Raw genomic sequence first — 13,542 nt, 5'->3', positions numbered from 1 at the left:
ATGTCATGGCCCTGTTGACTGTTCGGAATCTGGCCGTCGGATACGATACCAGACCTGTTCTGGATCAGATCCACTTTACCGTAGAACCGGGAAACTATCTGTGTATCGTAGGAGAGAACGGATCCGGAAAAACAACTTTAATGAAAACCATCTTAGGTCTTCTCCCGCCTCTGGCGGGGGAGGTCCTGTTTGAAGACGGACTGAGCGCCCGGGAAATCGGATATCTGCCGCAGCAGACCGTTGTCCAGAAGGACTTTCCTGCCTCTGTAAAAGAAGTGGTCCTGTCCGGCTTTCAGGGAAAATGCGGACTTCGCCCCTTTTATCTTCCGGAGGAAAAAGCGTTTGCACTGACAGCCATGGAAAAAATGGGGGTTCTCCCCCTGGCAGACCGATGTTTTCGGCAGCTTTCCGGCGGACAGAGGCAGCGCGTTCTTTTAGCCCGTGCCTTTTGTGCGGCTCAGACGCTGCTGCTTTTGGATGAACCGGTGTCCGGATTGGATCCCCAGGCCACCGCAGACATGTACCGGCAGATCGCAGAGCTGAACCAGAAGGATGGCGCCGCCGTCATGATGATCACCCATGACATGTCTGCAGCCGTCACCTGTGCCAGTCACATTTTGCATCTGGGGAACCGTCCCTGGTTCGGCACTGTGCAGGAATACAAAAACAGCAGGATCGGACGGAATTATCTTGCCATAAAAGGAGGTGTACTGTCATGAGTCCCGTACTGGATAAACTGGGAAATTACCTGAACTATCCCTTTGTGCGCTATGCACTGGCTGCCGGTACCCTAATCGCTCTGTGCTCTTCTCTTTTGGGCGTGACTCTGGTACTAAAGCGTTTTTCTTTCATCGGAAGCGGTCTTTCCAATGTTGCCTTTTTTGCCATGTCGCTTTCTACCGTACTAAGCCTTGCCTTCAAGCTTCCGGTTGTGCTGGTCGTTACGGTGCTCTGCGCCGTTTTTCTCCTGCAGCGGAAAGAAGGACGGCAGATCAGCCCGGACTCGGTGATCGCCATGGTGTCTGTCGGATCTCTTGCTTTTGGATACCTGGCCATGAACCTGTTTGCCCCCTCCTCCAATCTGGCAGGAGATGTGTGCAGCACCCTGTTTGGCTCGACTTCCATCCTGACTCTGACCCTCTCCGACGTATGGCTGTGCATCCTTTTGTCTGCCGCAGTCCTGACGGTTTTTCTGCTGTTTTATCACAAGCTGTTCAGCATTACCTTTGATGAGGAGTTTGCCAGAGCCACCGGAACCCGTGTGTCCTCCTATAAGCTGATCATCGCCGTCATTACCGCCGTCATCATTGTGCTTTCCATGAATCTGGTGGGCTCTCTTCTGATCTCGGCTCTGATCATTTTCCCTGCGCTTTCTGCCATGTGCGTCTGCCAAAGCTTTCGGGGAGTGACCATCTGTTCCGCTATTTTCTCTGTATGTTGTGCTGTCTCGGGGATCCTTCTTTCCATTCTTCTGGGAACCCCTGTGGGATCCACCATCGTGGCCATAGATCTGCTGGGATTTGCCTGCTTTTATCTGGCAGGCTGTTTGAAAGGAGTGTTTCATCGATGAAAAAATTGATCGCCAGTGCTCTTCTTTTGTCCGTTGTCGCCATCTTGACTGCCTGCAGTGGCAGCCGCTCTTCCGGCACGCCTGCCTCCGACTCTTCCTCCAAGAAGGAAGCCGCAAAAAAGGAAGCCGTTTTAGAGGACGCCTCCCAGGATCCCAATCTAACGGACAAGGACGATGCTTCCGGCTCCGTTTCCCAGGACAACGCCTCCTCCGATCCTTTCGCTTCCGAAAAGGTAGACGTGGACCTGACTGTTTCCAGCAGCACCATGGTGTTTTCCGAAGTGTACCAGATGATGATCGCTCCCCAGGAGTATGCCGGAAAACGTGTAAAGATGAAGGGCGCCTTCTCTGTCTACCAGGGGCCTTCCAAAGATTCCTATTATTTTGCTGTGATCGTGGCGGACGCCACTGCCTGCTGTACCCAGGGACTGGAATTTGTACTGGAGGAATCCCGCCGGTATCCGGAGGATTATCCGGAGCAGGGAGCGGAAGTGACTGTAGTGGGAGAATTCCAGACTTACACGGAAAGCGGACGCACCTACTGCCATCTGGTTAACGCCAAAATGGCTCCTTAAACAGCTTTTTTGCCTCTCCTGCCAGAAAAAGGAGAACAGCGCCTGCCTTTTCTATCGGCCCGGTGCTGTCCTCCTTTTTGCTTTCCGATCACGCTTTCAGGAACGCTGTCTCTCCCATCCGTCTTCTGCCTGTTCCCATGCGATCTCAAACACAGTGGCATTTCCGGTGAGAGGATCCCTGTGCAGATAGTCAAACAGCCAGGCTTTCTGCCGGGAGCTGACCCATTCCAGATGTGTCCTTCTTTCCAGCTGCTTGCTGTCCCACTGTTCATATCCCTGCTTCAGGTAGTCTCTCCTTTTCTCTTCCCTGCGGTAAAATTCCGTCAGACTCTTTCCGCTGATCTTCTGTTTTCCCGCAAATTCCGGCCGTTTTTTGCTGTTTTCCCGCAGATAATAATCCAGCGTCAGACATTCCCGGATCCTTTCGCTGCTGTTTTCTCCTTTTTCCAGGCCAAACTCCAGCAGATGCCTGTATCTTTCCTCCCGGGAGTGGGAACGTCCCACATATCCTCTTCTTCTGTAAAATCCTGCCAGCGCCTCATAGAAAGAAAAGGGTCGCTGAAACTGTCGCTCCAACAGTGAGATCGTGTGGAAAAACTGGCAGCTGTTGAAAAAAATCTCCACCATCTCTTCTATCTCCTTCAGCTTTCGGATTTCTTCATAGGATATCCATTTGGTGGAGATCACCTCATAGGGCGCGTCTGCCCCATGTACTAGGCCGTAGGCTTCCCTTTTTGCCTCCATCGGCGTTCCCTTCAGGACTTTCAGAAATCCCAGCTGCAAAGCGGTCGGCTTCAGGCGGTAGACCTGATCAAACGAACGTTGAAAGGTCTGATAGTCCTCATAAGGAAGGCCTGCAATCAGATCCAGATGCAGGTGGGTGTTTCCATAGCTTCTGATGGTGGTCACCGTAGAAGCAATCTGAGAAAAAGGCGCATATCTGTTGATCTCCTGCAGCGTCTTTTCATGGGTAGACTGCACTCCAATCTCCAGCTGGATCAGCCCCGGCCGCATCTGCCGGATCAGCTCCAGATCCTCTTCTTCCAGCAGATCCGCCCCGATCTCAAAGTGGAAATTTGTCACCTGATTGTCCTGTTCCAGCAGGAATTGCCAGATCCGCCTGCTTCTTTCCTTCTGACAGTTAAAGGTACGATCCACAAACTTTACCTGCGGAACCTTTTGATCCAGGAAAAACTGCAGCTCCCCCAACACTTTTTCCATACTGCGGAACCGCAGCCGTCTGTCTATGGAGGACATACAGTAGCTGCAGGAAAACGGACATCCCCTGCTGCTTTCATAGTAAATGATCCGATGCAAAAACTGTTCCATATTTTCGTATACGAAAGGAATCGCATCCAGATCCATAAAAGCAGCCTCACCTGTAGACAGGATCTCCTTCGTTTCTCTGCGAAGAAGCAGTCCCGGAATCTCGCCCTCCTCCTTCCGGCTAAGATGGGCCTCCACCAGACGGGCAAAGGTATGCTCCCCTTCTCCCCGGATCACTCCGCTGACCTGCGGATACTGGTGCAGCAAAATTTCTCCCGAAAATCCGACTTCCGGTCCTCCTAGCCACACTTTGGTCTTTGGCAGGATCTTCCACAGGTCCGCTAGGATCGACCTGACTGTGGCAATATTCCAGATATAGCAGGAAATTCCCAGGAGCTCCGGTTTTCTTTCATACAAATCTGCCAGGATCTCTTCGTTCTTCTGGTTAATGGTATATTCGGCAATCTCAATAGACGCCTCTTCTTCCAGTCCCTTTTTTCTCAGATACTGTCCGGTATAGGCGCCTATGTCATAGACGGCCAGGTTCGAATGAATATATTTTGCGTTCACTGCCATAAGTACAATCTTCCGCCTGTTTCTTGTCTTTGTCACGTTTTCCTTCCTCCCGGTCCTTTTCGCCTGTTCCTCTACGCTTCTCCTTTGTCTTCCGGAAACGGTTTTTGTACGTTTCTACCTCTCATCTTTGCATCGGCACGCCTACCTCGATCACCGTCTGATCCGGATCATAAAACCGCACCATTTTCCGCGCAGGATCTCCTTCGTCCAGCCGGGTCAGGTATTTGACCGGCGGCTCATACCTCTCCAGCTTCTTGACAAACGCCTCGATCTCCTTCTCCTCAAAATACAGTTCTCCTCCATGGTGTCCCCACAGGACGGGCCTTCCCACCTCTTCTTCCCAGCCGGTTCGCTTCTGAAGCACAAGCCCCTCCATCAGGATCACCTTGCTGTCACTGTCCAGGATCACAGAGAGTCCAAACAGCTCCCGGTAAAACCGTTTGGAACGTTCCAGATCTTCCGCTACGATCAGAATATTTTTTAATTTCATGTCCTCTCCTCCCTCATGCTCTCAGCTCTTTTTCTCCTGAAACCAAAAAGGAACGACCGCCCACAGGTGACCCCTCACCGGTGCTGCAATCGTTCCTTTTGCCCCATTCATTTTCTGTTTCGTTCTGACACAATCCATATGTCACGCTCTCAACAATGTACAAAACGGTCAGTCCGGTGCTTCAAGCCTTCCCCTCGGCAAAGCACCCTTCTCCTGCAGAAACCTCCTGCATCACTCCTGTGGCTTCATTATACAAAGCTCTCCGCTTTTTGTCACTGCCTATTTCAACAAAACCTCTACTCTTTTTGTCGCTGCCTTCTTCAGATGTTCTTCCCCAATCACAGTCTGCAGACCGGCAGGATATTTCTTTCCTCCCCAGGAAAGTCCTATACAAAAGTCCTTCCGACTTCGAATGTTATTCTATCAGATCCTCCTGTCCTTCCTCTAACGCCCATCTACTTTTTTTCTGTTTTTTTCTTTCTTGTCAAAAATCCCTGTATTTTCAAGCTGATCTTCTTTTTCTCTCCCACCGTCTTTGCTTGCAGAGAATCCCCTATCCCCTTATAATACTGTTAGGACAGACAACAATCAGACAGGATACAAGGAGGAACCTATGGCAACTATTATGGTCGTAGAAGATGACCCGGTCATCAGCCAGGTCGTCTGCGAATTTTTAAAAGAACACGGGCATCAGGCGATCCCCGTCTTTGACGGCAAAGCCGCGCTGGAAATATTTCCCACAGAAGACTTTGCTCTTATTATACTGGACATTATGATCCCCTCTCTGAGCGGAATCGAAGTCCTGAAGCAGCTCCGCAAGACCTCGTCCGTCCCCGTCCTGATGCTGACGGCCATGGACGATGAATATACACAGCTGATCAGCTTCAATCACATGATCAGCGACTATGTCATCAAACCGTTTTCTCCCATCATTCTGATGAAACGGATCGAAAATATCCTTCGTGATAAAGCGCCCTCCGCCGTCTGCTCCATCGGATCTGTCTCGATTCATGCAGACGAGGGCGTCGTTTACGATGGGGAGCAGGAAGTCAAGCTGACCAAAAAAGAGTATGACATCCTTCTGTTTCTCATGAAGCGAAAGGGACAGGTGGTCAGCCGGGAGCATCTGACCATGAGCATCTGGGGATATGATGATGTATACAGCCGTGTTTTGGACAACCACATGAAAAATCTGCGCAAAAAGCTTCCCTCTCTCCCTCTGCGGACCATTGTAGGGCGCGGCTATCAGATCGAGGAGGGAAATGCATGAAACTGGTCCGCAAGCAATTTCTCATCGTAAGCACCATGATGATCGTAACCATCCTCGTTCTTCTCGCCATGATCTACTTCGCCACGCCTGTCTATTATAATCAGGTCCGCCAGGATCAACTGAAACAGGAATATCTGTCTCTGGTGGAACAGTTGGACGGCCTGCCGGAAGAAGAGATCATCCGGAAAGTGGAAAAAAAGGATAAGGAGCATGACAACCTTTTTATCAACCTGTTTTATGGAACAGGGGAGCTGATCTACCCTGCCATCTCAGAAGAGCAGCTTAGCAAGGAGGGGCAGGTTTATCTGGAAAAGGGAGATTTCGATCAGGCCGGCGCCTGGTCAAAGGTTATCACCTCCAAGGAGGGAACCGATCTGATCCTGCAGGGAGAATATGCCTTTCATTCCCTGTCTTATATCAGTCAGGGACTGGTTACTTTCTATCCCTTTATCCTTGTTCTGATCGTGCTTTTAACCAGCTCCGTGGCCTTTATCTACAGCCATCTGTCCAATAAACGGATCACTGCCATCTCGGAAACGGCACGCCAGATGCAGGAATTAAAAGAGGGCATCGCCTGTCAGATCATCGGGCGGGACGAGGTTGCCCGTCTGGCCGAGGATGTCAATCATCTCTATAACAAGCTGTTGTCCAGCATCAAGGAGCTGGAATCCGAAAATGAACGCGCACTTACGCGTGAAAAGCAAAAATCAGAATTTTTGCGCATGACCTCCCATGAGCTGAAAACCCCCATCGCCAGCATGTTGGGATTGGTGGAGGGCATGCTCTATAATGTGGGTGAATTTAAGGATCATGAAACCTATCTGAAAAAGTGTAAGGACATCCTGACCGAACAGGCTCAGCTGGTGCAGTCCATCCTGGATGCCACCAATGCGGAGATGCTGCGAAGCGCCAACCAGGAAGCCTTCCGTCTGGATGTACTGCTGGCAGAGCACCTGCAAAGCTATACCGTTTTGTCAGACATTCATCACTACCAGCTCTCTACAGACCTGCATCCCACAGAAATCACTGCCAGCAAGCTTTTTCTGCTAAAGGCTCTTAAGAACCTTCTGGACAATGTATTCCGCTACACCACCCCCGGAGGCTTCATACGAATCCGCCTTTCCCAACGTTGTCTTACCATAGACAACCAGGCGGAGCATCTTCTGTCTCCGGAGGAACTGGAACAGATCTTTCATCCTTTTTACCGGCCGGATTTTAGCCGCAACCGCAAGGATGGCGGTACCGGGATCGGCCTTTATCTGGTACAGCAGATCCTGGACAGTCACGGCTTTGCCTATTCCTTTGAGGCGGTGGAGGATTCTTTTATGCGATTTACTATCCGTTTTCCGTAAAAAAGAGGCTGCCGCATTAGTTGACGATTGATTCTCAACTGGTGCGCAGTCTCTTTTTCTTTTTTCTATCTTCTGTTCTTTCTTCTGTCTTTTATTTTCTGCACACAGGGAAGTACACTTCTGTCTCCCACTGCTCCGGAGGCAGGGCATCCATTCGCGATCTCATATAGAGTTCAAACGGCGCTCCGGCCATCTCGTACCCTTGTTCCACGATCCATCCCGCCACCGCACTGTATGCCTCCGAGAGGGTGGAATAGCCGCCGCGATGTACTGTCCTTGCACATTCGCAGGATTCCAGAACCGCATCCGCCTTGTCTGCTTCCCGGATCCCCACAAACACTTCAATGTCTGAAGAATCATGGTGGAACTCCTCGTCATGATACCTTGCCCCGATCTGTCCCGTGGGCGTTGCCTTTTCCCTGGAGATCCGTTCAAAAAGCACTCCATAATACTTTCCAAACTCATCTACTCCCATTCTGGTGCGGTTTGCCAGCACCTGCATAGCGGGAGATGTTCCTACTTCCACCACATACCCCTTCTGATACGTCATCACATCACCTGTCCTTTCAAATACTGCAATATGCGCCTGCAGTTCCTTCAGGATGCTGTCTGTTTCCTGCTGCCTGCGCTGTAAGCGCTCTTTTTGCTGCCGTAAATGTCTGGAGATCTCCTGATTATCCGAAAGGGTGAGCAGCGTCTGGATCTCTTCCAGCGAAAACCCGTAACGTTTCAGGCGCTGGATATAATTCATGGTGTCTGCCTGTTGGGCCTTATAGTATCGATACCCTGTCATCCGGTCTACTTCCGCCGGGGCAAGAAGCCCTATCTTATCATAGTGGCGCAGCGTTTTTACACTGACATGGCATATTTTTGAAAATGCACCGATCTGAAACAATACTGTCTACTCCTTTCACAAGCTTCGATTCGAATCTAAGGACAGCCTACCATCTTCCCCTGGGGGAGAGTCAACTGTTTTTTTAGCGAAGAACCGGTGTTTTCATTTTTCGAAACTTCAGCAGAAGGATGATGGAAACCACCAGTTCTGCCAGCGAAACGCCCATCAGAAACACGATCAGTACGGAGGAATCGGAGATCGCTCCGCTTAACAGGATGTAATCCCAGGCAGAATGAAACAGGATCGGAAGATACAGCTTCTTGGTCTCCAGGTAGATCGCCCCCAAAAATAGTCCCATAAGGAAGGTAGAGCCCATTTGATTCAGCACCTCTCCAGATGACATCCCTCCTAAAAAGTTCAATGCATGCAAAAGAGAAAAGCACGCCGCCGAAACGATGATCGCTGCCGCAGGATTTATTTTTTTCACCAGACCTCCCAGAAGGATCCCTCTGTACATCCCTTCTTCTGCAATTCCGATCAGCACTACATCCAGCAGAGCAATGAAAAATGTCGTGCTGACAGAAAAGCTTGTTGCGGCGGCGTAGAGTCCCAGTCCCAGAATCGGCAGGATCGTCACTGCGGCCCACAGATACCCGGGCCGATTTTCTATGGTCAAAGACAGGGCGTCTCTGTTTTTCCACCTGTAGCACGTTGCAAGCACCGCCAGTAAAAACATCACCGGCAAAAATTTTTCGCTGAAATTTTCGGAGGCATACGTTGTCCCGAAAAAGATATTACAAACTGCCAGTCCGCCTCCCATTATAAGCATATACAACCCCAAAACCATAACATGTTTCTTCATAAAAAAACCTCCCATATTCAATCATTCACATTTTTGTTTCTTTTTGTTCCGGCATCTTCTGATGGAGGATATGCCGTTTCCTCACTTCTTTTTTCTTCCCCTGTGTCCGGCTTCGTCCGTCTTCGGCTTCCGCCGGCAAAACGTCTTTCACTCCGCCGCTCTTTTTCTCCCCAAACCCGGATCAGCCCGTCAGCCGGATTTCTTTTCGGATGTCTTCTGTCACCGTCGACACCGGAATCTGCCTCATCTCCTGTTCCATCACCCTTTGTACCCGCAGCAGCTTTCCATCTAAGGCTTTATGGATGTTTTTTCCCACCGGACAAACCGGACTTACGTTTTCATGGAACCGGAATATTCCTTTTTCACTCATATCGTCAACGGCACGATACACATCATAAAGTGTCACCTGCGAAAGCGGTTTTTGAAGGACAATATCTTTTTTTCCTTTCCCGGTACTAATCATCCCTGCCTTGCTGAGGGAAGACATCACGCCGCGCACAATGACCGGATTGGCTCCGATACTCTGTGAAAGCAAACCGCTGTTGACCGGCACCTTCCCATGAAAAAAGTCGATGCACGTCAGAATATGAATCCCAATGGTAAATTTACTTGTAATTTGCATGTTTCCTGTTGTTTCCTTTCTAAATTCCGTCGTAAGAGGCAGTTGTCATTCTTTGGGAGAGCCGCAGACAGCCCCGCAGTATTCGCAGTCCTTCAGGTTTCCTTCCGGCAGGAAGCACATTCTTCGCTGCTTTTCCACCAGTCTCTCTACAAACCCTGTCTTCGGATCCTGGAGGAGTTCCTTCGGCGTTCCATACTGCTGTATCTCTCCACGATCCATCACAAGGACCTTCGTGCCCAGCTTTAAGGCCTCCTCAATATCGTGAGTGACGAAAAGAATCGTGATCCCCGTCTTTTGATGAATGGTTTTTATCTCACTTTGCAACTGTTCTCTCGTAATGGCATCCACTGCGCCAAAGGGTTCATCCATCAGCAGAATGTCGGGAGAAGCCGCCAATGCTCTTGCGATCCCTACCCTCTGCTGCTGGCCGCCGGAAAGCTCAGAGGGATACCGCTCCTTCATGGAAAAATCCAGTCCCACCATCTCCATCCATTTGTCAACAGCCTGCGCCGTCTTTTTCCTGTCCTTTTTATTTAGAAGACTGGGCACGTAAGAGATATTCTGTTCCACCGTCATATTGGGAAACAGAACGCTTCCCTGTATTGCATAGCCAATGCCGCGGCGCAGCATAATCATATCCTTTTCCTTGATATTCTCCCCATTCACCAGAATGTCTCCATCGGTGGGCTCATACAGGCCATTGATCATCTTGAGCGCCGTCGTCTTGCCACAGCCGGAAGAGCCGATGATCGTAACAAATTCTCCTGTTTCGATCTTCAGATTCAGATCCGGAATAACCACCGTATCGCCGTAGGTCTTTCGTACATGCCGGAATTCAATTGCTGTGTTCATCTGGCACCTCCCTTCATCAGTCCTTTTTTCTTCAAAAACGCTTTTGCCACGTCTGCCGGCTCTTTTTTTTCTGTTTCCACTTCATAGTTCATTTTCTGCATATCCGCTTCTGTCAGTATCCTGTCCAGCTTCTGAAGCGCCGGGACCAGCTCCGGGTATTTGTCCAGGATTTCCTGGCGGACAACGATCCCACATTGGTAGGAGGGATACATTCCCTTATCATCTTTCAGAACGGTCACATCTGCCTGGGCAAGCTGACCGTCTGTGGTGTTGACCGGCATGATATCAATTTTCCCACTGTTGATGGCCTGATACTTTAATCCCATGTCCATATCACTGGTAGAGCGAAAAGACAGATCGTAGGTATCACAAAGTTTATCATAGCCGTCCTGTCGTTCAAAGAAATCATATTCTGCCCCAAACACCAACTGTCCGTTTACCTTTTGGAGGTCCGAATAGGTCTGCAGTCCATACTGTTCGGCAATCTCCTTTCGGACTGCAATGCCGTAGGTGTCATTAAAGCCCAGCATTACCTGCCAGGTAAGGTTCAGCTGCTCCTGGTATTCCTGCTGCAGTTCGGCAAACTGCTCCTCCGAATAAAGATTATCACGTTTTAGCACCATATTCCAGCCTGTTCCCGTATATTCCGGATAGAGATCAAACTCTCCGCTTTCCATAGCCGGCGCAATATTGGATGTTCCACCGCCGACGCCCTGGGTCAGATCTACCGTCAGATCTGTGTCCTGCTCCAGCATATATTTTAGCATTTCTCCCAAAATATACTGTTCCGTCATGGGTTTGGTGGCAAGATGGATCTCTTTGCCCCTGTCCTTCGGTATAACGATCCCTGCCACAAGGCAAATCAGAAGGATGGCCGCTACTGCCGCCATGATCCTGTTTTGCCTCTTCGCCTCCCTGCCATGCCTGTTCCTTCGTTTTTCCACGATTCCAAGAAAAAAATCAACCAGCAGCGCCAGCAGTGCGATCAGGAAACTGCCTGCGATCGTCATGGCTCCATTGTTGGTCGTAATGCCGCGGTAGATGGCGACACCAAGCCCTCCTGCTCCGATAAAAGATGCGATACCGGCGAGGGCGATGGTCATCGTCACCATGTTCCGAATACCGGAAAGGATGACCGGCATTGCCAGTGGCAGCTGCACACGTAGCAGAATCTGTTTTTTCGTGCTTCCCATGCCTTTTGCCGCCTCCAAGATCGCCGGATCCACATTGGTCATGCCGGTATAAGTGTTTCGGACCATCGGAAGCAGGGCATAGACCGTAAGTGCGATCACCGCCGTTGCATTTCCGATTCCGGAAAAGGGGATCAAAAACCCCAGCATGGAAATGGAGGGAACTGTGTATAAAAAGTTGATGACACCCAGCGTCGGCTTGGCACTTTTTTGATATTCGCTGATCAGAACTCCAACCAGCCCGCCCCATACGACTGCGATCAGAATCGCCGCAAGGGATATTTCGATATGCTCCAACAGTAGTTTTCCAAAAAAATCCTGCTTGGTGATCAGTAAGTCCCATACTTCCTTTAACATCTTATTCTCCTCTTCTTACGATGGCCTGTGCCGGACAGCTCTCAAAGCAAAGGCCGCAGTGCAGGCAGTTTTCCTGACGAATCAGATAAGGGGTTCCTTTTGTGATGCATTGCTGCGGACAGACACGCATACATTTTCCGCAGCCAATACAGGCCTCCGTGATCCAAAATCCCTTTTTTTCATCATTTCCGCTTTCACTCTCTTTTGCAGTCTCCTTCCCGTTCTCCCCTTCTTCTCCTGCTGCAGCTCCTTTCTCCTTTCCAAAAACAAAATTTTCCCGGTAGATGGGACTTTTGCCCAAATCAAAGAACTCCAGATTTCCGCTATCTATGCAAAAGGGTTCCAGAATATAACGGCTTTCTCCCGGATACACTCCGTTCATCACCGGGTTCTCCTCAAAGATCCGGTCGATCCAGCACTTCTGTTCCGGAAGCTTCTTCGCCTTTCCGGACAGCCGCACCATCTGGAACTCCTTGTTGAGTCCCGTGATGGCCACTTCCGGTTTCCTCCTTAGCTGGTTATAAAATTCCTTCCCCCGTCCGGTACAAAAGTACAGTTTCTCTTTTTCTACAAGCATCACGTCGATGATCCGAACCTGAGGGTTCCCTTTCTCATCCACTGTGGCAAAAGCCACATCTTTCATTTCTCGCAGCATGGTAAGACAGTCTTGTGCATTCATCGTCTTCCTCCTTAAACCTTTCCGAATTCTTCTCTGTTTGACTGATCCGGCATCCATCCTTTTCTATGTTTCTTTTTCTTTTATTTGTAATATATATCATTACATTAATATTGTCAACATTTTATTTACATTTTTCAATATTCTTTCCAATTCCTTTTTCAATACTGTGGTGAAGTTTTCTCGGAAGCAGTCAGGACCACCGGCTTAGCCGGTGGTCCTGACTTGAAAGGAAAACTCCCCGCTGCAGTAACGGGGAGTGCTTTGTTAGTCGAGTTTCATATTGGCGAGCTGCCGCAGCTGGTCACATCTGCTGTAAATGATGTTCATGATGTAGACCCGTTTAGCATCCTCATCGATCCGGTAATAGACATAGGAGTTCTTTGTCATGATTTTCCGGATTCCGCGTGAGTACCAGGGTTCGTCATCGACAGGCTTTATCCGACCGGGCATTTCTGACAGTTTACTGATTTCCTCACGGATTGAGCGGATATAGGAAAGCGCCGTATCCGAAACGAGAAGGACATCAGCGATATAGTCGCGCAGTTCCACAGGGTCTGTCGTGTTTCTTTATCAAACAACTGCCAAACAATTTCTTTATGCAGGAATTGCTGGTAAGCTTCCCAATCTCGCTCGTTTTCTGCTTTGAAAAAAGCCTCTAAAATATCTTTTGTTGCCATGGGTCCTCCAATATACTGAGTTGTCAATTTTTTCTTTCTTGCCACGATATAAAACCTGTGGATGCTCCCTTCAATCACTCCGGTCTTTTCAAGCACTTCCTGTGTCTTTGCGCTGCTTGTTCCCCATTTATCGAAACCGTTGCCTGGCTCGGATGTTTTTTCATTTATTCTTCTACTGTAAAAACATCTTCAATGGAAGTATTAAAAACTTTGGCAATTTTCCAAGCGAGAACAAGAGAGGGATTATATCGGCCTTTTTCAAGATTTCCTATAGTCTCACGTCGCACACCGACCTTCTCGGCAAGTTCTTCCTGTTTCATATCAAACTTCGCACGATATTCCTTAATTCTGTTCTTAATCATTGCTGAC

General features: G+C 49.4%; 16 protein-coding genes. 5 read left to right on the top strand and 11 right to left on the bottom strand.

The genetic code is table 11. From position 1 onward, the window contains the following. The first annotated feature begins 5 nt into the window (after positions 1-5). The 3 genes from FYJ34_RS10330 to FYJ34_RS10320 are packed head-to-tail and all read left to right on the top strand — an operon-like array spanning position 6 to position 2,145. Positions 6-719, top strand: coding sequence for a metal ABC transporter ATP-binding protein (locus tag FYJ34_RS10330; protein ID WP_154478352.1), 714 nt, complete (start codon positions 6-8; stop codon positions 717-719). Beyond that, positions 716-1,570 (top strand): metal ABC transporter permease, encoded by an 855-nt coding sequence (locus FYJ34_RS10325; protein WP_154478350.1) that lies wholly within the window; start codon positions 716-718, stop codon positions 1,568-1,570. Before FYJ34_RS10330 ends, FYJ34_RS10325 begins: the two co-directional genes overlap by 4 nt. After that, positions 1,567-2,145 carry a hypothetical protein gene (locus tag FYJ34_RS10320; protein WP_154478348.1) on the top strand — a complete coding sequence of 193 codons (579 nt, stop codon included), beginning with the start codon at positions 1,567-1,569 and terminating at the stop codon, positions 2,143-2,145. Before FYJ34_RS10325 ends, FYJ34_RS10320 begins: the two co-directional genes overlap by 4 nt. Positions 2,146-2,241: 96 nt before the next feature. On the opposite strand, the gene FYJ34_RS10315 is transcribed toward FYJ34_RS10320, so the two are convergent. Both FYJ34_RS10315 and FYJ34_RS10310 read right to left on the bottom strand, forming a co-directional pair. Continuing rightward, entirely contained in the window at positions 2,242-4,023 is a 1,782-nt protein-coding gene (locus FYJ34_RS10315; protein ID WP_330582583.1) for a B12-binding domain-containing radical SAM protein, read from the bottom strand. Positions 4,024-4,108: 85 nt separating this feature from the next. Further along, positions 4,109-4,477, bottom strand: a complete 369-nt coding sequence (locus FYJ34_RS10310; RefSeq protein WP_154478346.1) for a VOC family protein — start codon at positions 4,475-4,477, stop codon at positions 4,109-4,111. Between the two features lie 613 nt (positions 4,478-5,090). Here FYJ34_RS10310 and FYJ34_RS10305 point away from each other — a divergent pair. Together FYJ34_RS10305 and FYJ34_RS10300 are read left to right on the top strand one after the other, a co-directional pair. Next, positions 5,091-5,747: a response regulator transcription factor gene (locus FYJ34_RS10305; RefSeq protein ID WP_154478344.1), complete on the top strand. Its 657-nt coding sequence runs from the start codon at positions 5,091-5,093 to the stop codon at positions 5,745-5,747. Next, the gene (locus FYJ34_RS10300) at positions 5,744-7,099 is read left to right on the top strand and encodes a sensor histidine kinase (protein WP_154478342.1); all 1,356 of its coding nucleotides are present in this window, start codon (positions 5,744-5,746) and stop codon (positions 7,097-7,099) included. The genes FYJ34_RS10305 and FYJ34_RS10300 overlap by 4 nt, the downstream gene beginning before the upstream one ends. Positions 7,100-7,190: 91 nt before the next feature. On the opposite strand, the gene FYJ34_RS10295 is transcribed toward FYJ34_RS10300, so the two are convergent. From FYJ34_RS10295 to FYJ34_RS10255, 9 genes are all read right to left on the bottom strand, one after another. Continuing rightward, positions 7,191-7,994, bottom strand: coding sequence for a MerR family transcriptional regulator (locus FYJ34_RS10295; protein ID WP_154478340.1), 804 nt, complete (start codon positions 7,992-7,994; stop codon positions 7,191-7,193). Between the two features lie 82 nt (positions 7,995-8,076). Beyond that, positions 8,077-8,796 (bottom strand): CPBP family intramembrane glutamic endopeptidase, encoded by a 720-nt coding sequence (locus FYJ34_RS10290; protein ID WP_154478338.1) that lies wholly within the window; start codon positions 8,794-8,796, stop codon positions 8,077-8,079. A gap of 181 nt (positions 8,797-8,977) precedes the next feature. Further along, positions 8,978-9,418 (bottom strand): Rrf2 family transcriptional regulator, encoded by a 441-nt coding sequence (locus FYJ34_RS10285; protein WP_154478336.1) that lies wholly within the window; start codon positions 9,416-9,418, stop codon positions 8,978-8,980. A gap of 45 nt (positions 9,419-9,463) precedes the next feature. Continuing rightward, complete coding sequence (locus FYJ34_RS10280; RefSeq protein ID WP_154478334.1) at positions 9,464-10,270, bottom strand: ABC transporter ATP-binding protein; 807 nt, start codon at positions 10,268-10,270, stop codon at positions 9,464-9,466. Further along, entirely contained in the window at positions 10,267-11,817 is a 1,551-nt protein-coding gene (locus FYJ34_RS10275; RefSeq protein WP_154478332.1) for an ABC transporter permease/substrate-binding protein, read from the bottom strand. Before FYJ34_RS10275 ends, FYJ34_RS10280 begins: the two co-directional genes overlap by 4 nt. Position 11,818: 1 nt before the next feature. Next, complete coding sequence (locus tag FYJ34_RS10270; protein WP_154478330.1) at positions 11,819-12,496, bottom strand: 4Fe-4S binding protein; 678 nt, start codon at positions 12,494-12,496, stop codon at positions 11,819-11,821. 264 nt (positions 12,497-12,760) lie between these two features. Beyond that, entirely contained in the window at positions 12,761-13,045 is a 285-nt protein-coding gene (locus FYJ34_RS10265) for a type II toxin-antitoxin system RelE/ParE family toxin (protein ID WP_330582582.1), read from the bottom strand. Beyond that, the gene (locus FYJ34_RS12735) at positions 12,931-13,173 is read right to left on the bottom strand and encodes a nuclear transport factor 2-like protein (protein WP_173017036.1); all 243 of its coding nucleotides are present in this window, start codon (positions 13,171-13,173) and stop codon (positions 12,931-12,933) included. Before FYJ34_RS12735 ends, FYJ34_RS10265 begins: the two co-directional genes overlap by 115 nt. Before the next feature lie 164 nt (positions 13,174-13,337). Next, positions 13,338-13,535: a helix-turn-helix transcriptional regulator gene (locus FYJ34_RS10255; RefSeq protein ID WP_154478328.1), complete on the bottom strand. Its 198-nt coding sequence runs from the start codon at positions 13,533-13,535 to the stop codon at positions 13,338-13,340. Positions 13,536-13,542 lie beyond the last annotated feature (7 nt).

This window comes from Suipraeoptans intestinalis (assembly GCF_009696485.1).
Lineage (GTDB): Bacteria > Bacillota > Clostridia > Lachnospirales > Lachnospiraceae > Suipraeoptans > Suipraeoptans intestinalis.
The sequence above is the reverse complement of the archived record's forward strand: the minus strand, read 5'-3'. Positions and strand labels throughout refer to the sequence as shown.

Coding starts and splice junctions, on each gene's coding strand:
- FYJ34_RS10280 (WP_154478334.1), bottom strand. CDS start 10,270: ATGAACACAGCAATTGAATTCCGGCATGTACGAAAGACCTACGGCGAT.
- FYJ34_RS10325 (WP_154478350.1), top strand. CDS start 716: ATGAGTCCCGTACTGGATAAACTGGGAAATTACCTGAACTATCCCTTT.
- FYJ34_RS10275 (WP_154478332.1), bottom strand. CDS start 11,817: ATGTTAAAGGAAGTATGGGACTTACTGATCACCAAGCAGGATTTTTTT.
- FYJ34_RS10255 (WP_154478328.1), bottom strand. CDS start 13,535: ATGATTAAGAACAGAATTAAGGAATATCGTGCGAAGTTTGATATGAAA.
- FYJ34_RS12735 (WP_173017036.1), bottom strand. CDS start 13,173: ATGGCAACAAAAGATATTTTAGAGGCTTTTTTCAAAGCAGAAAACGAG.
- FYJ34_RS10270 (WP_154478330.1), bottom strand. CDS start 12,496: ATGAATGCACAAGACTGTCTTACCATGCTGCGAGAAATGAAAGATGTG.
- FYJ34_RS10330 (WP_154478352.1), top strand. CDS start 6: ATGGCCCTGTTGACTGTTCGGAATCTGGCCGTCGGATACGATACCAGA.
- FYJ34_RS10305 (WP_154478344.1), top strand. CDS start 5,091: ATGGCAACTATTATGGTCGTAGAAGATGACCCGGTCATCAGCCAGGTC.
- FYJ34_RS10290 (WP_154478338.1), bottom strand. CDS start 8,796: ATGAAGAAACATGTTATGGTTTTGGGGTTGTATATGCTTATAATGGGA.
- FYJ34_RS10285 (WP_154478336.1), bottom strand. CDS start 9,418: ATGCAAATTACAAGTAAATTTACCATTGGGATTCATATTCTGACGTGC.
- FYJ34_RS10310 (WP_154478346.1), bottom strand. CDS start 4,477: ATGAAATTAAAAAATATTCTGATCGTAGCGGAAGATCTGGAACGTTCC.
- FYJ34_RS10320 (WP_154478348.1), top strand. CDS start 1,567: ATGAAAAAATTGATCGCCAGTGCTCTTCTTTTGTCCGTTGTCGCCATC.
- FYJ34_RS10300 (WP_154478342.1), top strand. CDS start 5,744: ATGAAACTGGTCCGCAAGCAATTTCTCATCGTAAGCACCATGATGATC.